This is a genomic window from Microvirga sp. VF16, assembly GCF_016864375.1.
Taxonomy (GTDB): Bacteria; Pseudomonadota; Alphaproteobacteria; order Rhizobiales; family Beijerinckiaceae; genus Microvirga.
Window position 1 is genome coordinate 477,713 of the sequence record NZ_CP069355.1, and the last position, 19,923, is coordinate 497,635.

Genomic DNA, 19,923 nt, shown 5'->3' on the forward strand with positions numbered 1-19,923 from the left:
CTAGATCGCTGGGTTCTGCCACGCTGGCGACTGCAGTGGCGCTGAGCTTGTCGGACCGTATTTGGTACTATGCTTTTGCATCCAGAGCGAAAGAGCCGAACTCTTAAAGAGAGAGTATCTCAACGAAATTGCTTGCCAGAAAGGACAGAGCGCGCCGGCCGATCACGCTGATTTACCCGATGCTCGCGCGCGATGGCCTCATCAAATTTTGCCGAGCGGAAGCAGATACTCGGCGCTCGCAAAGTTCATCGAATTCAAAGGAAGTACCAAGTGAATGCTACGCCACAATCCAACAATTTCGGCAGTCAAGCGACCTCCGCTAACTTCCTCCAAAGCGTCGACCAGAACTTCCGCCATGCCATGACATTCCTCGACCTGCCAGAGGGTTTGGCGGAGCGGATCATTCAGTGCAATTCGACCTACACCGTCCGCTTCGGCGTTCGGCTGCGTGGCCGCATGTACAGCTTCATCGGCTGGCGGTCAGTGCATAGCGAGCACTGCGAACCGGTGAAGGGCGGCATTCGCTACGCGCCCAATGCCGATGCGGAGGAGGTCGAAGCGCTTGCAGCTCTGATGACGCTCAAATGCTCGCTTGTCGACGTGCCGTTCGGAGGCACGAAAGGCGCTCTCAAGATCGATCCAGGCGAATGGACGCCGCAGGAACTCGAGCGGATAACCCGCCGTTTTACCCAGGAACTCAATAAGCGGGGGCTCATCGGCCCCGGCGTCAACGTTCCGGCCCCCGACATCGGGACGGGTGAACGGGAAATGGCCTGGATGATGGACGAGTTCCGCCGTGCCAATCCGACCGACGTCATCAATGCCCGCGCTTGCGTGACCGGCAAGCCGCTATCGAAGGGCGGGATTGCCGGGCGCACTGAAGCAACGGGGCGGGGCGTGCAGTTCGCCATCCAGAGCTACCTCCGCGATCCTCGCACCACAGGTCTGAACGGCCGACGCGATCTCAAAGGCGCCGCCGTGGTCGTCCAGGGGTTCGGCAATGTCGGCTATCACGCCGCAAAGTTCCTCTCCGAGGAGGACGGTGCGCTCATTACGGTGGTTGCGGAACGCGACGGCTATGTCGCCAACCCAGACGGCCTGGCAATCGATGCGCTAAAGCAGCATCAGGTCTGCACAGGCAGCATCCTCGGTTTCGATGGCGGCAAGTCGTTTCCTGGCGATATGACGGGCATCGAACAACCGTGCGATATGCTCATCCCGGCAGCGATGGAAAATGCCATTCATGCCGAGAATGCGGAGCGTATTAAGGCGCATCTCCTCGTGGAAGCGGCCAACGGCCCTGTGACATTTGAGGCGGACAAGATCCTTCGCTCGTGTGGTGTGACGATCCTTCCGGATCTCTACGTCAATGCCGGCGGCGTGGTCGTCAGCTACTTCGAGTGGGTGAAAAACCTAACGCACATTCCCTTCGGCCTGATGGAACGGCGGCGTCGCGAGCGCCGCAACCATGCGATAGCGACGGCGCTCGAACGGATGACCGGCAAAGACTTCCCGGCCGACATGCGCGATGAGTTTCTCGAAGGTGGCGCCGAGATCGACCTTGTGCGCTCCGGACTGGAAGATGTCATGCGCAGCACGTGGGCGCGCATCGCCGACCTGATGCAAGAGCAACCGGAACTCCGTGATTACAGAACTGCAGCATACGTAGCGTCCATCCGACAGATCGCTGACGCCTACGAAGCGATCGGGATCTAGCAGGCTGCTGAAAAACCCACTGGCATTTGGATTGGGCAAATGATCTCCTGCGGTTGCAACAGGGGGACTGACTTGGATGCGCGGTAGGGATGAATGGACGGGGTGCAGTTTTCGTATGTCGACCTTGAGGCGCATTTTCCGGCAAAGCATCCGCTTCGGCTGATGCGCGAGCTGGTGAATGCTTCGCTTTCGGCGCTGGATGGGCTTTCGCGGTTCTCTATGCGAAGACGGGTCGGCCACTGTTAGCGCTGGAACGGCTGCTGCAGATGCTCTAGTCGGTCTGCTCCGAGCGTTAGTTGATGGAGCAGCTGGAGTTCGACCTGTTGTTCCGCTGGTTCGTCGTGCTTGGGATCGAGGAGGCGGAATAGGATGCCTCGTCGTTCTCGAAGAACCGAGAGCGCTGCTGACGACGGAGCCAGCCCGGGCTGCCACTCAAAAAGGGGCACCTCGGGACCATGACGCACGACGACAAGCGCCATGGTACCACAACGCTGTTTGCTGTCCTGAACGTGCTGGACGGCACCGTGATTGGACGCAACATGCAGCGTCACCGGCATCAGGAACTCATCCGCATCCTGAACACCATCGAGGCTCAGGTGCCGGCGGGCAAGGCCGTGCACGTCATCCTCGACAACTATGGGGCGCACAAGCATGCCAAGGTGCGCGCCTGGCTGGAGCGCCATGAGCGCTTCACCTTCCACTTCGTCCCGACCTCATGCTCGTGGCTCAAAGCGGTAGAGGGCTTCTTCGCTAAGCTCACGCGCCAGCGGCTCAAGCGCGGCGTCTTCCATTCGGTGATCGATCTCCAGCAGGCCATCAATCGCTATGTCGCTGGAAGCAATGCGCGTCCCAAGCCCTTCATCTGCACCGCCGATCCAGATGACATCATCGCCACCGTTCGGCGCGGGCACCAAGTGCTAGATTCCATCCACTAGGCCTCGATCTTCTTACACGCTTTGAGTCTTCCTCCTCCCAAGATGACCAGAACAACGACGATCACCGTCCCGCAACAAAAACGGAAGGCAGTTGCGGCGATGCCGGGTTGATTCTCTCGCAGTTACCTGAAACATTTGCTGCTCCAGCTCCCGGTGACTGGGACCAGTAACGAAGAGTGTCACCAGGAGTTCATCAAGCGTCATCAAAGCAAATGCAGCCCCTGAAATGAGCCTCAGAACTGACACGGTCCAGGCGACGTATGGCATGAAACCAAGGCTCGCGACCGCTGGTTCCACGAGAATGGTAAGTACGGTCATTGTAGCGCTCAGGGATTTCATGGGGCTGCCCTATTGTCTCCTGCGATTACCAGATAAGAAGGCACATTTGCGTCAGTTTGGGAGCGACGCTATACCACTCGGTGACTATTCTCACCCTAGTTGCAGCTGCCGCGGGTCAGTAGGTGGGCGGCGTGATCGCACTAAGGATTTCGCTATGACCATCGTGAACGTTCCGAAAGCGATGCGGTAAACGGCTGTCAAAATAGTAGCCATCACCGGGCTTGAGGATTCGCTTTTGATTTCCTACGGTGACCTCGACGGTACCGGCTAAAACCATGCCAGCTTCTTGCGCTGCGTGAGTGAATTCCTCACCACTATCTGCGCGCGGTGCATATCGTTCGTGCAACATCAGCATCTGACGGTTGGGATGATCGAAGCCGATGACGCGATACGAAACTGTATCCACCTTTCCAATCTCAACGAGGTCCGTAGAGGAATAGAACGGTGAATATGGAAGGCTTGATTGCAGATCGGAGAAGAAGCCGGGAAGCGTCGTACCTAGCGCATCGAGCACAGCAGCCAGCGTGTCGATCGATGGGCTCATGCAATCGCGCTCAATGAGCGAAATGGTCGAATGAGATAGTCCCGACCGAGCCGCTAACTCTCTTACACCGAGGTCCCGTCGCCGACGCAGTTCACGCAGTTTGCTCCCAATGTTCGGCATTCGTAGCTCCCTTGTGTGATATGATGCACGGATAATGAGATCCTCCCAATGAAGAGAACACCAAGAGGAGGCAGATAACCGCGCAGGCGGTTATTATAATGAACAGGCGGTTTGCGATCAATTGCCTGAATGACGCGGGTGCACGATGTTGGCTTTAATCATCCCACATTAGGAGGTCTCGATGACATCGCGTCTTGAAGCGCTGAAAGGCAAATTTACCCAAATCAAGCAACCCTCTCGGGATGCCGTCTCCGATACGGCCCCGGTCGAGAAAACCGTCAAGGACATCATCGCGAACGTTCGCGAGCGTGGGGACGCTGCGGTTCGCGAATACTCGCTTGCCTTCGACAAGGCTGATGTCATCACCTTCGAAGTCACCGAGCAAGAGAAGCAGAAGGCTGTCGCCGATCTCGATCCGCAGACGCGCGAAGACACCGAGTTTGCCATCGCCAACGTACGCCGCTTTGCAGAGGCCCAATTGGGCACCATCCTGCCGCTCGAGATCGAGAGCCTCCCTGGCCTTCACCTCGGTCACCGGGTCATCCCGATTGAGACGGTCGGCTGCTATGTGCCGGGTGGCCGCTACCCGCTCCTGTCGGCGCCAGTCATGACCATCGTACCGGCCAAGGTCGCAGGCTGTGACCAGGTCATCGCCTGCCTTCCGCCCAATGCACATCCTGCCATGATCGCAGGCTGCCATCTTGCCGGCGCCGACCGCATCTTCCGGGTTGGGGGAGCCCAGGCAATCGCTGCCATGGCGTACGGTACCGAGACCATCCCAGCGGTCGACAAGATTGTCGGTCCGGGGAACGCCTTCGTCAACGAAGCAAAGCGCCAGGTGTTCGGCCAGGTTGGCATCGACCAGCTGGCCGGCCCCAGCGAAATCTTTATCGTTGCCGACGAGACCGGAAAGGCAGCCACAATCGCGACCGACCTCCTCGCACAGGCCGAGCACGACGTCCGCACCCGCGTTGGCGTCGTAACAACGGACCGCAAGCTCGCTGAAGACGTTCTTCAGGAAGTCGAAAAGCAGTTGGAAGACCTGCCGACGGCTCCGGTAGCCGGGGCCGCCTGGAAGGATTACGGCGAGATCACTGTCGTCGAAGACGAAGCCACCATGATCGCGTATGCCGATTACATCGCAACCGAACATCTGCAGATCCATACGCGCGATCCGCACGCAACCGCTAAAAAGATCAGGAACTATGGTTCGCTCTTCATCGGCGAGCTGGCGAGCGTGGTCTACTCGGACAAGTGCTGCGGAACGAACCACACGCTGCCGACCATGGCCGCGGGCCGGTACACCGGCGGTCTATGGGTCGGCTCCTACGTCAAAATCGCCACGCATCAGTGGCTAGACGAGCGCGGTGTTGCTGCTGTGGCACCGGCCGCAGTCCGTCAAAGCGCAACTGAACAACTCGAAGGTCATCGTCGCGCTGCGGCTCTGCGTCTGAGCCCCCGACAACTCGCCGCTGAGTGATCTGTTTCATTCTAAGGAGCTGCTGCGAAAAGGGCCGTTGAGGGATGTTCTCGGCCCTTTCTTCACGCCATCCAGCGCAATTTGGGATGTCAACAGAATGCATCGATGGGGAAGACGCATTTAGCACTTGTTTCCATTGTCGTGACACAGCGGTCCAAAACTGCGAACGCCCGCTTTGGTTTGAATCGACTAAACGATGTCAACAGATTTCAATGCTGAACTCCACGCACGTCCATCCATCTATTTCTCTGGCCCTGCATTGGTCGAGCATGTCGCCCTGATGCCTGCTTATGGGACCGGCAAACAGCAAGGCGGCTCCATATCCTTCGATCAGAACGATACGGAGCGGGTAGAGACCCGTGTCGAGTATCATACGGAGTTTGTCACCGTCACACGCGTGACATTGTTGACCGAAGCAGCTGAGCGATGGCCGCAGCCGACTTTGTCCTTATCCGCGATTGCCGAGTTGCTCGGCATGTCCTCTCCGACCCTCATCTGCCAGGTCAGCATCCTCGTGATAGGTGAGGCCCCTGAGGACCTTGGCGACACATTGTCGAGGTTCGGATTTGCCGACACTGCGGCGTCGTCGATCGGGGCAGCAGCCGGGCAGGTGTGTTCCGACTTTCGGGTTCGGCCGAGCGGGTGGAGTCACATCCTGCTGTTCAACAAGAACCTCAATGCCTATCGGCTCGGCCGGATGGTCCGCAGGATCTACGAGATCGAAACCTACCGTTCGATGGCATTGCTCAGCCTTCCGCTGGCGCGCAACCTAACTCCGCGACTGGCGGAGTTCGAGGCGAGCCTCGGAGAACTGGCTGGCCGCAATCAATCGACACCAGCAGCTCAGCACAAAAGCCTTCTCAACGAGATCTCGGAGCTTTCCGCCGCCGTCATCTCCGCTTCGGCCGAAACCCGCAGCCGGTTCGGCGCCACTGCGGCCTATGCGAAGATCGTCGAGGAGCGGATCAGTGAACTCCGTGAGGCGCATGTGCCGGGCTTCCAGAGGTTTGGCGTGTTCGTGACCAGGCGGTTCAAGCCGGCGGTCCGGACGTGCGAGGCGGCATCTGTCCGGCTCGAGCAATTGTCACACGCCACCATGCATCTTCTCAATCTTCTTCAAACTCGCATCCAGGTGGAGATTGAATTCCAGAATGCGGCTCAAATCCAGGCGATGGCGGAAAGGGCCGCGACACAGGTCAAAATCCAACGCGCAGTGGAAGGTTTCTCGATCATCGCCATCAGCTACTATCTGATTGGTCTCATAAAGACGAGCTTCGAAGCTACTCAGCATGCCGGTGTGCACGTTAGTCCCTTCCTCATGCTCGGCTCAATACCATTGGTCATGGGAACGGTGACTATCGCTGTGCTTCGCGTAAAGCACGCGCTCACAGCGCACGTGTAGAGGGGACCGGTTTATTCGGGCCGACAAGTTCAGAGGAGCAATTCGTGATGACAAGTAGTTCCAAAAGATTCAACGAGAACGACGAGATCTTGAAATACTACCGGACGATTGGAATACGAGCCGTCGCCGCAGCTTGCAACGTTGCGGCACCCCGCCAAGCCCAAAAGGCGCCTTCGGTTGTACGCGCTGTCGATGAAAATAAGGTAAATGGGCCACAGACTAGTAGTAGTTTTGAACACCTCTCAGCGCCAGAACGGGGCCGCGAGTCAAGAGATCCTACGTGGGCTGCCGGCGGAGTGCCCGTATGAACACACCTCTCGCCCGCACAGTCGAAGAATTGCGCAAGACCATCGGGCGCGTGGCGATCGTACCCACTTTGGGCGCCCAGAATGAGTGCCATCTGAGCATTGTCCGCGCGGCGCTAGCCCGATCGCAATGCTTTATGGTTACGCTGTTCGTTAATCCGAAGCAATTCGACAATGAAGGCGACCTTGCCGCCTATCCTCGGACCTTCGACGAGGACTTGACCAAACTCGCTTCTCTTGGTGTGCATTTGGTCTACGCGTCCGACATCAGGGAAATGTATCCAGACGGGTTCTTTACGACCGTTTCCGTCAGCGGCGTATCTCACGGACTCTGCGGCACTCATCGACTTGGGCATTTCGACGGTGTCGTGACCGTTGTTACGAAACTCTTCCTGCAGACCGGGCGGATATTGCGTTTTTCGGAGAAAAGGATTTTCAGCAGTTGCAGGTGGTGCGCCGCTTGGTACGCGACCTTGATCTTCCGATCGAGATTGCCGGCTGCCCCACTGTGCGTGAGACCGACGCCCTAGCGATGCCGTCGCGGAATGCGTGTCTGTCGACGACTGAGCGGCAAATCGCACCGCTACTGGCCACTGTGCTTTCCGAGACGGCCCGCCAATTGGCCGGTCACGTTCTGCCCGAAGATGCTATCTCCAAAGCCAAAAGCAAACTTCTCGGCGCTGGATTTCGCAATATTGAGTATCTGGAACTGCGGTACGAAGATGACCTCACACCCCTTGCAACGCTTAACCGGCCCGTTCGCCTTCTCGCGGCACTCTGGCTCGGACAAACACGTCTCATCGACAACGTCCCTCTTCGACCTCTCTCAGTAGACTAAGACGCGGTATCATCGACGGGCGGCGCTTCCTGACGTGACGGCCGCTGGCGCCGGGACGATTTCTTCTGTTCGCGGCCAACGGCAGCGCGAACGTCAAGGCTCATCAGCATCTCAACCGATGTACTAGCCGGTCGATCGGTCTTCTCGAAGACCGATTCTTTGACAGCGTTGGCGCCGCGGCCGCGATCTTCGCCGGAATATTCGCAATGCGCTTTGCGATGAATGGCAATGCTGTCTTTGCGAGCCCCGAGGGACAGACGAACTCGCAAAGGGCGGGTCCCATATCTTCATCGTGCTTGATCTGAAAGTGCTGGAGGCACATCCTGATCTCGCTCGCGTCGTGATCGGCGCATTCCTGAACGCGCCCTACAAGCGCAAAGGCAAGTCCGCGGGCCGGACACTCTTCCTACTCGACGAGGTAGCGCGTCTCGGTTTGGTTCGGAGAGTGTTGCGCCTTGCAAGCGCGTTGAGTCCAGTCGCCTGAGATGGCGGCCGCGGTAAAGCCTAGCAAGCAGCCGCGTACCGAGTCTTGCGTGGCGCCCGGTAACGGGCGTTGCGAAGCGTAGACAGGGAGGTTGTAGGCCGGAATGAAAGTGAACGGAAAGATAGCCCCGAAATCGAACGTGATCGGAGTAGCCGACCCTATCTCTCTAAGGGGAAGGCGGAATCGCGGGCCGCGCCAGCGCGAGTGGTCCGAGGTGCTCCCGGGGTTCGTACCGCCAGCATGCAACCAAAGGAACCAACGGGAACAAGGGAGATCCATCCGGTTCAAGCGCAAGCTTGTAGGACCTGACAAGCCGAGGAGGTGAGGAAGGTCCGATGATCGGGTGGAAGTCAGACTGACTGATAGTACTCCGAGGACGGGAGAGCCGGCCACATGGGGAAGCGGTCAGCGGCAGTTGAAATGTTCTTGGGCAACATGGGCTCCATTCAACGGGAGTCACAGCCTTCTATTCAAAGAGAAGATGAGCTGACCATGGAAACAGAACTTGAACGTATAGCAGCGAAAGCTCGGTGTGAGCCGAAACTCCGCTTTACGTCGCTTGCCCATCATATCACGCGCGACCGGGTGCAGAGGAATCTGGTGAGGATTCCGCAGCGCTCGGCCGCCGGGGTGGATGGTCAGACGGCGACAGCGGCGAAGGAAAGCTTTGAAGGATGGATCGAGCCGATGCTCCAATCCATTCACCGCCAGGGATATCGCGCGCCGGCAGTCCGGCGCGTTTACATCCCCAAGCCCGGCAAGACGGAGAAGCGCCCCCTGGGCGTGCCAACGATCTCGGACCGGGCCCTCCAGCGCAGTGCAGCCGAGGTGCTGTCCGCCATCTACGAGCAGGACTTCTTGCCCTGTTCGTTCGGCGGGCGGCCTGGGTTGAGTGCTCATCATGCCCTGGCGACCCTCACCGAGGTCATCGCAGGTGGCAAGATCAGTTGGGTGCTGGAGGCGGACCTGAAGAACTTTTTCGGGAGTCTGTCCCATGAGTGGATGCTCCGGTTCGTCGAACATCGAGTCGGGGATCCGCGCCTGATCAGCTTGATCCGGCGCTGGTTGAAGGCGGGCGTCCTGGAAGATGGAGCGGTCCATCCAAGCGACGAAGGCACTCCACAAGGTGGGTCGATCAGTGTGCTGTTGAGCAATCTCTACCTGCACTATGTGCTTGACCTCTGGTTCGAGCGCGCGGTGAGGGTCCGGTTGCGGGGCGAAGCCCGGCTGGTACGCTATATCGACGATTTTGTGATCTGCTTCCAATATCGCGAAGATGCCCTCCGCGTTCAGGAAGCCCTACATCAGCGGCTGGGGAAGTTTGGCCTCAGCCTGGAGCCGAACAAGACCAAACTGGTCGAGTTCGGTCGATTTGCGCAGAGAGATGCGCGTCGGAACGGCAGACGACGCCCGGAAACCATCTACTTCCTGGGTCTGACGCTGTACTGCACGCGCAACCAAAAAGGCAACTTCAAGGTTGGGATGCGCACGGAGAAATCTCGTCTGCGGCGCAGCCTTATCTCTCTGCGAGACCTCATGCGAGAAATCCGTCATTACGGGATTAAGGACCAGGCTGGCGCGATCAACGCCGTCCTGCGCGGCCATTATGCCTACTATGGGATTGCTGGAAATCTCCGGTCCCTGATGAAGGTGTATCGGGTTGTGGAGCGATACTGGTTCAAGATGTTGCGTAGCCGCAGCCGGGATGGCGGAGGCCTCACTTGGGATGCCTTCAATCGGATCAAAGAATGGGCTCCGCTACTGCGACCTAAACTGCGGCTTCCTTTCGGGAAGTTGCAGGCACTCGCAGTGCTGTGAATCGACTGCCGAAGAGCGTTGGTGCGGGAAATTCGCACGCCACGTTCTGTGGGAACCGGGGGCGGGTGACCGCCTCCGGTGACCCGGTGACACGAAGGCCTGCGTAAAGCCTTCTTTATACTTCCGTGAGAGGGAGATACCGTGAAGCCGGGTAACACGTCGCGTCGGCGTCAAAATCGTCCAGCAGCCTGACCGCAGTACTTGATCCGCAAAGCGAATGTCTTTTCCACACATTGGGTAATCGCGGAGCGAGTCGCCCTCGGGCCAGACGGTCAGTGCATTGAAGAGCGGGTGGTTGTTCCCCGATAAGATGGAAAGACGGGCTCTCGACTGGACGCCGGGCCCAAGCATCGAATGGAGAACAACCATGGGTGAGTATATCGGTCTTAAGGTGTCGTTGAAAGAGACGGCGATCTCGGTGCGCCGGGATGGCAAAAGGATCTGGCGCGGCAGATGCCCCTCGGATTCGAGCCTGATCGCGGAGATCGTCCGCAAGCGTGCGTCCGAGCCTAAGCGGGTGGTGTTCGAGACCGGGCCTTTGTCGGTGTGGTTCTATCATGTGCTGAGCGCTGAAGGGCTGCCGGCGATCTGCATTGATGCGCGCCATGCCAAGGCCGCCCTCGACATGGCGCCGAACAAAACTGACGCTAATGATGCCGATGGCCTGGCCCATCTGGCCGAGGTCGGCTTCTACCGCGCGGTGCGGGTGAAGGGCTATGACAGCATGCTGATCCGCACACTGGTGGCCGCGCGGGCCCGATTGGTCCAGATCACGACCGAGCTGTCGAACCAGATCCGCGGGCTCATGAAGACGTTCGGGTTGGTCGTTCCTCGCGGCAAAGGCGGCACGTTCGAAGCCGAAGTCCAGCGCCTGCTGGCTGGTCAAGACGAACTTGCCCGGATCATCCTGCCGATGCTGGAGGCCTGGCGCAGCGTGCGCAGCCGGGTTAGACGACAGAGTTGAATAGTGAGGTGGAAACCATCCCTGCCCGCTAAGGTAGGTAGGTTACGATTGGAGCGGTCCCTGGCGGGCGCCTAAGGAACCTACCATGCAGCCTAAATCTTCTCATCCAGCCTGCTCAGCGGCGAGCTGCATTGCGTAATGCGGTGTTGGGCTGGACCCGCTCGCAAAACATTAGCGAGCGGGTTTTGGTTTGCTCACGCGGCTGGTGCGGCCGCATAAAATCCCGACGTGGATCGTCCGCAGTCAGGTCAAGCTGAGCGGCGTGGCCGACAGCCGCTCGCAGCCGGTTCCGGTAACGACAAACGGCTCGCCCAAGCACAACTCCGTCGTCACATCGCCATCTTTGACAGCCCAATAAGAAACTAGGAAGAAAGTCATGTTTCGTTCAAACACATGGCGGTCGCTTTCCATGATGCGCAGGGTGTCGAGCCAAGTGGGAGGGTAACCAAGCCCCGTTCCGTAGCCACTATGGATTCCCGGCTTGTACAGCTCAAACTGCTTGAGGACGCGATTGATCTCACGCGCCGCGTCTGCCGTAGAAGCGCCCGGTCGTATCATAGAAATGGCTGCTTTTTGAGCTTGGACAAGCTCGTCGAACGTCTTTTGAACTTTTGTCGTCGGCTCGCCACCAACCCACCGTGTCTGTACACCGACTGCATGATATCTGTAGCGTGAACCGCCGGGTTCGATACACACTGCCTCATTCGGCAGTATCCGGCGATCCACGGCGTGGCCATGGGTCCATGAAGGCAAGCGGGGTCCGCTAGCGAAAGGAGGAACGATGGCTGGGACGTGACCGCCCGCCCTGAACATGCCGGTGAGCGCTGCAGCAAGAACTTCCGTTTCAAGCACACCCGGACGCAGAGCCTCGAACGCGCCTGCGTAAGCGGCATCGAGTACTTTTCCCGCTTGCCGCATGTAGACCACTTCAGCGTCTGATTTGCGGATTCTCAGTTCAGTTATCAGTTCAGAAGCGTCCACCAACGAAGGCAACGCCTCGTTCAGCCGTTTATGGTAGAAGGGCAAAAGAGCGTGCGTTTTTAGCTCAATACCGATGCGCTTACGGTCCCCTAAGACGCCCCGTTCCCGAAGCAAATCAACTGTCATCGCAATCGGGTCGTTCGCTGAATCGTCTTTCCACGTGCGAACATCCTTAACGTATGGCAGTCCCCGGACCATATGTTCATCGGCGGTACGAACAAATACCGTAATCTCTGGACTATCGGCAGTTAGGATTGCAGTCTGGTAGATCCAGTAGCCTGTCTGCTCGTAACCAAAGAGGTAAAACATGCTTTCTTGATGAAATATCAGGAGAGCGTCGAGGTTCTCCTCGACTAACCGCTTGCGCACGGCATCAATCCGCTGCCTGTACTCGCCATTCGTGAACGGCAGCGGCATTCCGATTATCGATGACGTCTCTTCCGGTGCAAGTGTTGTCATTGAGTTCTCCAACAGTAGACTATAAACTCCAGTTCCTCGCGCTCGAGAAAATGCAAGATGATGAGACGATAGGGGGTCCTCCGCCAATGGGAAAGCTAGCCGGCACTCGCCGGTGATAATAATCACCGCGCATGACTCTTATGTCGGAGCATGGCACTGCATTGGCGTAGGGAGCGCAGAGGGGTTCTGGCGTCGCGTTGACGAAGGAGCCTGTCAATTTTTCCACAAAACCATATTCGACCTGTGAGAAAATCCTCTATGGCTTAACTGTGCTAGAATAGCGGAGCTCTGTTAGGGAGCTCGGCGATGGAACTCGGCGGACAGCATTCTTCGAATGAGGTGATCTCGGCCCCGTCAAGCGCGTTCGGCTGGTGCGCGCGGATCGCCGCCAACTGTGCTGGACCATGCTGGATGTCGAGCGACTGGTCGACGAGGATCATCCCGTGCGGGCGATCTGGGAGCTGGCAGGCCGGCTTGATCTGTCAGCCTTTGTGGACCGGATCGGCTCGCTTGAAGGTGGTGCGGGGCGCCCCGCCTTTGATCCGCAGCTCCTGGTGAGCTTATGGATCTACGCCTACAGCCGCGGCATCGGCTCGGCGCGAGAGGTCGAGCGACGCTGCGAGCACGATCCCGGCTTTCGCTGGCTGACAGGGCTCCTGATCATCAATCATCATACCTTGTCCGACTTTCGCCTGGCCCATCACGATGCCTTGGACGAGGTGTTCACGCAGGTGCTCGGGATCTTGAGTGCGGAGGGGCTGATTACCCTGCAGACTGTCATGCACGACGGCACGAAGATCACCGCGCAGGCCGGGCCGAGTTCGTTCAAGCAAGAGGAGCAGATCAGGAAGCATCTGGCTGCGGCTCGGGAGCATGTCGCGGCCATGGGTGATTCCCGCAACGAGGAGACACCCCGGCAGGCAGCCGCTCGCGAGCGAGCCCGGAGGGAGAGGGGCGAGCGGCTCGAGCAGGCCTTGGTCCATGTCCAGCAGATCAGCCAGGCCAACCCTTGTTTTCGATTCACATCGGATCGAAATCCGCTTTAGCGTGACGAAGTTGACCTCAACTTCGAGAGACGCGGCAATCTGTTTGGCGGTGTCCACGTCATAGCCAACGAGCTCATGGTTTTCGTCCAATGTGAGATCGGCCCCAGTCCGTCCCTGCGGCAACTGTCATCGTCTTTGTCGCGAGTACACGATCAAGCACGGCGCCAGCATTGGCCTGGCTCGACAATGCTACGGACGCAGCTGCCAGGCGAGCCGCAGCCATCAGCATCTTAATGAACTTGCTCACTTACCGCGTCGATTTCGGGCCATTCACTATGGCCGTAGCAAAAATTGTCAGCGCGATCACGCCACCTGCCAACCCGGGGCAGCTGCAACGCCGGTGACAATAGCAACCGCACGGCATAACAACGCTCTTGTTGTCATCGCCGGGTTTGAGAATTCACTCTTAGCTGGACTTTGGCCATTTCTAACGGGTGATGTGGGAGCGAGGGGCGGCGAAGCGAACAATGCGGTAGGCTGGCGGAGTTTCCGCCAAGAGACGCCGCCATGCCGGACCTGCCCGCCCGCTTCGCCGCGATCATTTTAGCCTTTGCGCCACTCTTTCGCCACCGAACCTGGCACCATGCCGAGATCCTGCTCGTCGGGGCCCTTCTGGCGCCTGGCAAGCGCACTGTGACCAGCATTCTGCGCATCACTGGCCTCAGCCGCGAGCGCCACTTCGTCAACTACCATCGCGTGCTGAGTCGAGTTCGCTGGAGCGGGCGCGAGGCGGCCCGGCTGCTGCTGGGCTTGCTGATCCACACCTTCACCCCAACCGGTCCGGTGATCCTCGGCCTTGACGACACGATCGAGCGCCGCCGCGGCACGCACATCAAAGCCAAGGGCATTTATCGGGATCCGGTGCGCTCATCCGATGCTCATTTCGTCAAGGCCTCGGGCCTGCGCTGGATCAGCCTCATGCTCCTGGCTCCCATCCCATGGGCGGCCCGCACCTGGGCCTTGCCGTTCTTGACCACCCTGGCGCCCACCGAGCGGTACTGCCGTGAGCGGGGACAGCGGCACAAGACGCTGACCGACTGGGCGCGCCAGTTGGTGCTGCAGGTCCGGCGCTGGCTGCCCGAACGCGAGCTGGTGCTGGTGGCCGACATGGGCTTTGCCGCTCTGGAGCTGCTGGCGGCGCTGTCTCGCCGCGGCGTGATCTGCATCACGCGGCTTCGTCTCGATGCTGCCCTCTATGAACCAGCGCCACCACGTCGTCCGGGGACGAACGGCCGCCCCCGCACCAAAGGTGCGCGCTTGCCGACCCTTTCTGATGTGCTGATCCGGACGAGCACACGCTGGCGACGCGTCACGGTGCTCGGCTGGTACGGCGAAGGAGACCGCGTGATCGAGTTCTGCTCCGCGACCGCCGTGTGGCGCCATAGCGGAAGACCCATCGTTCCAATCCGCTGGGTGCTGCTGCGCGATCCCCTCGGCCGGTTCTCGCCGCAGGCCCTGCTGTGCACCGATCCCACGCGGGATCCCTTGCAGATCATCCGCTGGTTCATCCTGCGCTGGCAGATCGAGGTCACCTTCCAGGAGGCCCGGGCGCATTTGGGTGTAGAGACCCAGCGGCAATGGTCGGATCGCGCCGTGGCCCGCACGACACCGTGCTTGTTTGGACTGTTCTCAATTGTGACCCTGCTGGCCGCACAACTCGGTCAGCGCGCCCGAACGCATGTTCTCGTCGATAGCTGGTACCGCAAGTCTCATCCGACGTTCGCGGATGCGCTCGCGGCCGTGCGGCGGCAGATCTGGCGCGAGACAGGTTTACTCACATCCAGGCACCGGCACAAAACGCCAAAACCTTCACAGGCGCTCCAGCGGTGCTTGGCCTATGCCCTCTGCCATGCCGCATGATTGGCCAAACTCGAGCTTAGTTTCCTTGCGCCCGAGCATCAGTAAATCCTTGCCGCTATCGCCAAGAGGGCCGCCTGCCCGATCTCTCTGACAGAGAATCGGATAAAGAAACCAACAAGCCTAAAACCAAGCGTAACCAGCACGCATCTGGAACGCGCCAAAGTCGCACCGGCGATGTGGTTTACTCCGTCTCTTCACAGGACGGCGATTATAATGAACGATTGGTTGGGCTGCAATTGCGGGACTGCTGAGATTGATATACCGCCTTGGTCATCCCACAGCGGGAGGGTTTTGGTGCATACGCACAAACTGCACGGAGCAAAGGTTTAAGAGCCATGGCGCAAGATGGAAAGTTTGATAATGTCGGTTCGACAGCTACAAACGTCGCCGACGGCTTCACGATGGTTGCGGTCGGTGACCTCATGATGAGGCGGCCGGTAACTACGAATCCGCGCAACGGCTTCGGCCAAATTGTCGAAAGACTTCGGAATGCCGATGTCACATTCGGCAACTTGGAGACGAACATCTTCGACATCCGTTCGTTCAAGGGAAGCCCACAAGTCAACGATGATTCCTATCACGTTGCTACACCGGAGCTTGGACCCGAGTTGAAAGCAATGGGATTTAACGTCCTGTCTTATGCAAACAACCATACATTTGACTGGGGGCTTGAAGGTATGCGCGAGACGGGCCGAGTGCTCGATCAGAATGGAATCATTTACGCGGGCGCAGGTGAAAATCTTGCCCAAGCCGGCGCCGCCCGCTATCTCGAAACCGCACGTGGTCGGGTGGCGTTGGTATCCTTCGCTGCAACGTTCACGCCGATGTCGCGCGCAGGCGATCCGGCTGGAGAGGCGCCAGGTCGCCCAGGCCTCGCCGCCCTTCGTTTAGCGAATAGCGTTGTGGTCCAGCCGGAGATGCTCGCGAGCCTCAAGCGGATACGCAATGAGTTGCCCGACCCCCTGTACGGTGAGGAGGAAGACCAAGTCGTGATCGCCGGGACAACATTCAAGGCTGGTGACAAAGTCGGCTATAGCTTCGAACCCAACCCGCACGATGTTAATGAAATCCTACGAAATGTTCGCGGAGGCAAGCAGTATTCGGACTTCCTAATCGTCAGTAACCACGGTCATGAGCCGGGCGAATGGAGCGGTGAGCCGCCCGATTACGAACAGTCATTCGCGCGTATGCTGATTGATGCCGGGGCTGATGCATATGTCGGGCACGGACCGCACCGGTTGCGAGGCATCGAGATCTATAAGGGCCGACCAATCTTTTATAGCTTGGGGCATTTTGTCTTCGACAACCTACAGTCGGTCCAGGGAGCTGACTACTTCGCTCGGTACCGAAAAGACCCCCGAGTCGACACGGTTGCTGAGTTGTTGGCGGAATCGATGAAAGATTGGCCTCGGGTTGACACCTTTGAGAAGGAGCCTCCAAGCAGGGAGGTCTTCTATGAAAGTATTTTCACCGTCAGCCGATTTGAGCAAAATCGGCTCGCTGAACTAAGGCTCTTTCCGGTTGAGCTTGGTTACTCGGAAAGGTTGGCCAATCGCGGCGTGCCGCGTCTTGCGGCCGTGCCGGAGGCTGAAGCTATTCTGGAGCGTCTACAGAAGCTCTCCAAGCCATTTGGAACCGATATTACGATCGAGAATGGAGTTGGGATCATAAGGGTGGCGAGCAGTTCGCCACAATAGTTTCATCGCGACCGCGGTTGTGCTGATGACGAAGCCTAGATCGCTGGCTCATAAGTTGGCAGCCAAATTCGCCTTGCCGCAAGTTTGATGAGCGCGAGGAAGTTGGCGTGCTATTCGTAACGGGTTGCGATCGCCCTGGTGTGCTTGATCTTGTTGAAGAAGCGCTCGACGTGGTTCCTGTAGCGGTACAGGAAGGGGCTGAAAGCTGAAAGATTCACCCGGTTCGGCATGGGCCTGATCTTGGGCCCATGCCCCTGGATCGGCCATGGCTTTGCGGAGGGCGTTGCATAGGCCCGATCGGCCGTGAGGATCTGGCCTTTGCAGAGCTTGCCGATCATGTCCTGGGCGCTCTTGCCGTCGTGGGCTTGCCCTTCCGAGCTTGAGCCCGACCGGCGGGCCGGCGGCATCGACCAGCGCATGGATCTTGGTGGTCAGTCCCCCTCGCGAGCGCCTCATGCACTGGGCTCGAGCGGCGGCAGGCGTCGCGCGGCCTCCTTTTGACGTTGCCGCCATGCTGATGAACCGTAAGCACTCGGCGTGTGCCCTCTTGCGAGAGCGCTGTTTGCGCGTGACGTTTTGACCTTAAGGTCAGCAGATCGATGAAGATCGAAGTTCTCGGCACAGAGCGCCGGCGGCGCTGGAGCCTCCAGGACAAACTCCAGATCGTGGAAGAGACGCTGCAGCCGGGCGTGACGGTGACCGAAGTTGCCCGTGGCCACGGTCTCGCGCCCAGCGTCGTCTTCACCTGACGCCGGCTGGCCTGGGAATGACGGCTCGGTGATGCCGGTCCGGCCTTCATGCCGGTCGAGATCACGCCCGTTCCAGTGCAGACCACGCCGGTAGCCGGATCTGTCACAACAACTTGTTTCAGAGTTTCAGCTACTATGATCGAAGTTACAGTTGCGGAGGCCGTGGTGTTTAAGGGCAGGCATTTCGACCGATCGGTAATTCTGCTCTGCGTCAGGTGGTATCTGGCTTATAGCCTGAGCCTGCGCAATCTCGAGGAGATGATGGCCGAGCGCGGGATCTCCGTCGACCATGCCACCATCCATCGTTGGACACTGCGATACGCGCCTGAACTGCTGGAGCGCATTTAACCAGTGCAAGAGGGCCGTCACTGGCAGATGGCACATCGACGAGACCTACGTCAAAGTACGAGGCGAGTGGCGTTATTTGTATCGCGCCATCGATAGCAGTGGCCACACGATTGAGTTCTGGTTCAGCGAGCGGCGAAACCTCACAGCTGCCAAACGGTTCCTGCGCAAGGCGCTTAAGCGGCATGGCCGACCGGAGCGGATCGTGATCGACAGGAGCCAGACCAATCGTGAGGCAATCCTGTCTTGTGACACGACGAACCGACTTCAGGACCGATCCCGACGTCAGCTGAAGCCGATCCGCATCCGTCAAAGTCGCTACCTCACGGACGGATGTATTTGACAAGGCGTTTTCAACATCGGTGGGAGCATTCTACTTATCGTCTGGTGGCCTAAGGCGGGCACTGTCTACGTGTTGACCGGCAGAAACTGGGTTTGAGCGCCGCATCGCGTGACGAGGGCTCGCCAGTCTACCTGGGCAACGAGAGTGCGTACGGTACTTCCCCTACCGGCGAGTGGATCGGCAGGGCTGGTTCTGCTATCGTTGACGGGCTCGGGTGCCCCGGAGCGAAGAGCAGGGCGTGAGGTTGCAACCCTGCCGCGCAGCTTAGGATCGTTGCACCTCATTGGCGGCACCCGAGCACCCTTTCGGGTTTCGCTGTTTCCAGCTGGCCACAAAGCGCCGGTAGGCTTCTTCGGCCTCACCGACCATCTCTCGCTCCGCCTCACGCACCGCCTTGTGGCTGTACGCGGCAGCGGGTCCTTTTTGCCTGCCACCGCGGCGCGATGGATACCCCGCTGCCAGTTCGAGATGTCGGATTTTCCACTGCAGCAGCGCCGGCCGGCTCCAGGTGTAGTCCTCGTCCTTGCTCAGCATATGCCAGACGATGACCGCCAGCTTGCGTGCCGTTGCCACGGCTGCCACAGACTTGCCGCGCTTGTTCCTGATGCGCACGAAGAAGGCCCACAGTGGGCCAGGCACGCCGGAGATCACCCAAGCTGCTTCAACCAGCATTGAGCGGGCGTGGGCCCGTCCCTGTTTGCTGATGCGGCCATGGTAAGCGGGCTTATCACCCGACTGCCGCACCTTCGGATTGAGGCCGAAGTAGCTCACCAGCTTCGGCGGCGACGAGAAGCGCTTGATGTCACCGATCGCCGCCAGAACGCTCATAGCCACCGTGACGTTGACTCCTGTGATGGTCATCAGTCGCCTGACCTGCGGATCGTCGAGCGCCTTCTCGGCAAGGCTCTTGTCCAGTTCGGCAAGCTCAGCGCCAAGACGATCCAGCTCACCGGCATGGCGCAGGATCACACGGCGCTGATCTTCGGCGAGCGGGAGGGCTTCCAACCAAGCCCTCCCGCGTTTCGAGAACAGGCTGCCTTGATAGGGTGGGATCAGGTGAGCATGCAGAACCGCGTGGATGCGGTTCTTGAGGCGCGTCATCTGCGCGACCAGCTGGGTGCGTTCCGCCGCGACACGGCGGCGGGCCTCGGTCTCCTCATCCGGCATCCAGACCTCAGGCAGGAACCCGCTCGCATGGAGCTTCGCCAGCGTCCACGCATCGATCTTGTCGGTCTTGACCTTAGCCCAGGCGATCGCCCGCACCAGGTTGGGGTTGGCGATCACCACGCGCGCCACGAACGGCGACAGCAGGCGCACGATGGCGCTGGTGTTGCCGGTCGCCTCCAGGACGACCTCGTCGTCAGGCCTCAGGGGCTGGGCGAACCGCAGCAAGCGGCTGCGGTCGAGATCGACCTTGCCGGCATCCCGGAGTGTCCCATTCTCCACGATGGCCATCTGGGCAAAGGACCGATGAACATCGAGAGCAATGATCCTCATC

The 19,923-nt window shown here is 59.2% G+C and carries 13 protein-coding genes and 6 pseudogenes; 15 read left to right on the forward strand and 4 right to left on the reverse strand.

Annotated elements, in window-relative coordinates; all coding sequences use genetic code 11:
* Positions 1-360 precede the first annotated feature (360 nt).
* The 3 genes and pseudogenes from JO965_RS27695 to JO965_RS27705 form a co-directional block, all read left to right on the forward strand.
* On the forward strand, positions 361-1,716 hold the full coding sequence (locus JO965_RS27695) for a Glu/Leu/Phe/Val dehydrogenase (protein WP_203445513.1): 1,356 nt from the start codon (positions 361-363) through the stop codon (positions 1,714-1,716).
* A 76-nt stretch (positions 1,717-1,792) separates the two neighbouring features.
* Positions 1,793-2,081: pseudogene (locus JO965_RS27700) on the forward strand (transposase); the annotation flags it as partial.
* Positions 2,082-2,126: 45 nt separating this feature from the next.
* Positions 2,127-2,651: pseudogene (locus tag JO965_RS27705) on the forward strand (IS630 family transposase); the annotation flags it as partial.
* A 454-nt stretch (positions 2,652-3,105) separates the two neighbouring features.
* On the opposite strand, the gene JO965_RS27710 reads toward JO965_RS27705, so the two are convergent.
* Positions 3,106-3,654 (reverse strand): cupin domain-containing protein, encoded by a 549-nt coding sequence (locus JO965_RS27710; protein WP_203445286.1) that lies wholly within the window; start codon positions 3,652-3,654, stop codon positions 3,106-3,108.
* 181 nt (positions 3,655-3,835) lie between these two features.
* Between JO965_RS27710 and hisD the strand changes: the two genes are divergently transcribed.
* The 7 genes and pseudogenes from hisD to JO965_RS27740 form a co-directional block, all read left to right on the forward strand.
* Positions 3,836-5,134 carry a histidinol dehydrogenase gene (hisD, locus tag JO965_RS27715; RefSeq protein WP_203445287.1) on the forward strand — a complete coding sequence of 433 codons (1,299 nt, stop codon included), beginning with the start codon at positions 3,836-3,838 and terminating at the stop codon, positions 5,132-5,134.
* Positions 5,135-5,330: 196 nt separating this feature from the next.
* A complete protein-coding gene (locus JO965_RS27720) occupies positions 5,331-6,536 on the forward strand; it encodes a DUF3422 domain-containing protein (protein ID WP_203445288.1) in 1,206 nt (401 codons plus the stop codon).
* Between the two features lie 304 nt (positions 6,537-6,840).
* Positions 6,841-7,371, forward strand: a complete 531-nt coding sequence (locus JO965_RS49510; RefSeq protein WP_371826940.1) for a pantoate--beta-alanine ligase — start codon at positions 6,841-6,843, stop codon at positions 7,369-7,371.
* Complete coding sequence (locus JO965_RS49515) at positions 7,293-7,679, forward strand: pantoate--beta-alanine ligase (protein WP_371826949.1); 387 nt, start codon at positions 7,293-7,295, stop codon at positions 7,677-7,679. Before JO965_RS49510 ends, JO965_RS49515 begins: the two co-directional genes overlap by 79 nt.
* Positions 7,680-7,932: 253 nt before the next feature.
* Positions 7,933-8,121 (forward strand): annotated as a pseudogene (locus JO965_RS27730) (type IV secretory system conjugative DNA transfer family protein); the annotation flags it as partial.
* A gap of 534 nt (positions 8,122-8,655) precedes the next feature.
* Entirely contained in the window at positions 8,656-9,981 is a 1,326-nt protein-coding gene (gene ltrA, locus JO965_RS27735) for a group II intron reverse transcriptase/maturase (protein WP_246777029.1), read from the forward strand.
* A 367-nt stretch (positions 9,982-10,348) separates the two neighbouring features.
* Positions 10,349-10,927: pseudogene (locus JO965_RS27740) on the forward strand (transposase); the annotation flags it as partial.
* Positions 10,928-11,188: 261 nt separating this feature from the next.
* Here JO965_RS27740 and JO965_RS27745 read toward each other — a convergent pair.
* Positions 11,189-12,385 carry a Xaa-Pro peptidase family protein gene (locus JO965_RS27745; RefSeq protein ID WP_203445289.1) on the reverse strand — a complete coding sequence of 399 codons (1,197 nt, stop codon included), beginning with the start codon at positions 12,383-12,385 and terminating at the stop codon, positions 11,189-11,191.
* A 371-nt stretch (positions 12,386-12,756) separates the two neighbouring features.
* Here JO965_RS27745 and JO965_RS27750 point away from each other — a divergent pair, with 371 nt between their 5' ends.
* From JO965_RS27750 to JO965_RS27760, 3 genes are all read left to right on the forward strand, one after another.
* Complete coding sequence (locus JO965_RS27750; protein ID WP_203445290.1) at positions 12,757-13,431, forward strand: transposase; 675 nt, start codon at positions 12,757-12,759, stop codon at positions 13,429-13,431.
* Positions 13,432-13,938: 507 nt separating this feature from the next.
* On the forward strand, positions 13,939-15,291 hold the full coding sequence (locus JO965_RS27755; RefSeq protein WP_203445291.1) for a transposase: 1,353 nt from the start codon (positions 13,939-13,941) through the stop codon (positions 15,289-15,291).
* A 335-nt stretch (positions 15,292-15,626) separates the two neighbouring features.
* Positions 15,627-16,988: a CapA family protein gene (locus tag JO965_RS27760; protein WP_203445292.1), complete on the forward strand. Its 1,362-nt coding sequence runs from the start codon at positions 15,627-15,629 to the stop codon at positions 16,986-16,988.
* Positions 16,989-17,101: 113 nt separating this feature from the next.
* On the opposite strand, the pseudogene JO965_RS27765 reads toward JO965_RS27760, so the two are convergent.
* Positions 17,102-17,444 (reverse strand): annotated as a pseudogene (locus tag JO965_RS27765) (transposase); the annotation flags it as partial.
* Between the two features lie 143 nt (positions 17,445-17,587).
* Between JO965_RS27765 and JO965_RS27770 the strand changes: the two are divergent.
* Together JO965_RS27770 and JO965_RS27775 are read left to right on the forward strand one after the other, a co-directional pair.
* Positions 17,588-17,737, forward strand: coding sequence for a transposase (locus JO965_RS27770; RefSeq protein WP_203445294.1), 150 nt, complete (start codon positions 17,588-17,590; stop codon positions 17,735-17,737).
* A gap of 165 nt (positions 17,738-17,902) precedes the next feature.
* Positions 17,903-18,413, forward strand: a pseudogene (locus JO965_RS27775) (IS6 family transposase); the annotation flags it as partial.
* A 276-nt stretch (positions 18,414-18,689) separates the two neighbouring features.
* Here the strand turns inward: JO965_RS27775 and JO965_RS27780 are convergent.
* A complete protein-coding gene (locus JO965_RS27780; protein ID WP_203445295.1) occupies positions 18,690-19,922 on the reverse strand; it encodes an IS110 family transposase in 1,233 nt (410 codons plus the stop codon).
* Position 19,923 lies beyond the last annotated feature (1 nt).

Excerpts from the sequence above, each read along its gene's own strand:
- JO965_RS27745 (WP_203445289.1), bottom strand. The coding sequence starts at position 12,385 with ATGACAACACTTGCACCGGAAGAGACGTCATCGATAATCGGAATGCCG.
- JO965_RS27760 (WP_203445292.1), top strand. The coding sequence starts at position 15,627 with ATGGCGCAAGATGGAAAGTTTGATAATGTCGGTTCGACAGCTACAAAC.
- JO965_RS27720 (WP_203445288.1), top strand. The coding sequence starts at position 5,331 with ATGTCAACAGATTTCAATGCTGAACTCCACGCACGTCCATCCATCTAT.
- JO965_RS27780 (WP_203445295.1), bottom strand. The coding sequence starts at position 19,922 with ATGAGGATCATTGCTCTCGATGTTCATCGGTCCTTTGCCCAGATGGCC.
- JO965_RS27755 (WP_203445291.1), top strand. The coding sequence starts at position 13,939 with ATGCCGGACCTGCCCGCCCGCTTCGCCGCGATCATTTTAGCCTTTGCG.
- ltrA (WP_246777029.1), top strand. The coding sequence starts at position 8,656 with ATGGAAACAGAACTTGAACGTATAGCAGCGAAAGCTCGGTGTGAGCCG.
- JO965_RS49510 (WP_371826940.1), top strand. The coding sequence starts at position 6,841 with ATGAACACACCTCTCGCCCGCACAGTCGAAGAATTGCGCAAGACCATC.
- hisD (WP_203445287.1), top strand. The coding sequence starts at position 3,836 with ATGACATCGCGTCTTGAAGCGCTGAAAGGCAAATTTACCCAAATCAAG.
- JO965_RS27695 (WP_203445513.1), top strand. The coding sequence starts at position 361 with ATGACATTCCTCGACCTGCCAGAGGGTTTGGCGGAGCGGATCATTCAG.
- JO965_RS27710 (WP_203445286.1), bottom strand. The coding sequence starts at position 3,654 with ATGCCGAACATTGGGAGCAAACTGCGTGAACTGCGTCGGCGACGGGAC.
- JO965_RS27770 (WP_203445294.1), top strand. The coding sequence starts at position 17,588 with ATGAAGATCGAAGTTCTCGGCACAGAGCGCCGGCGGCGCTGGAGCCTC.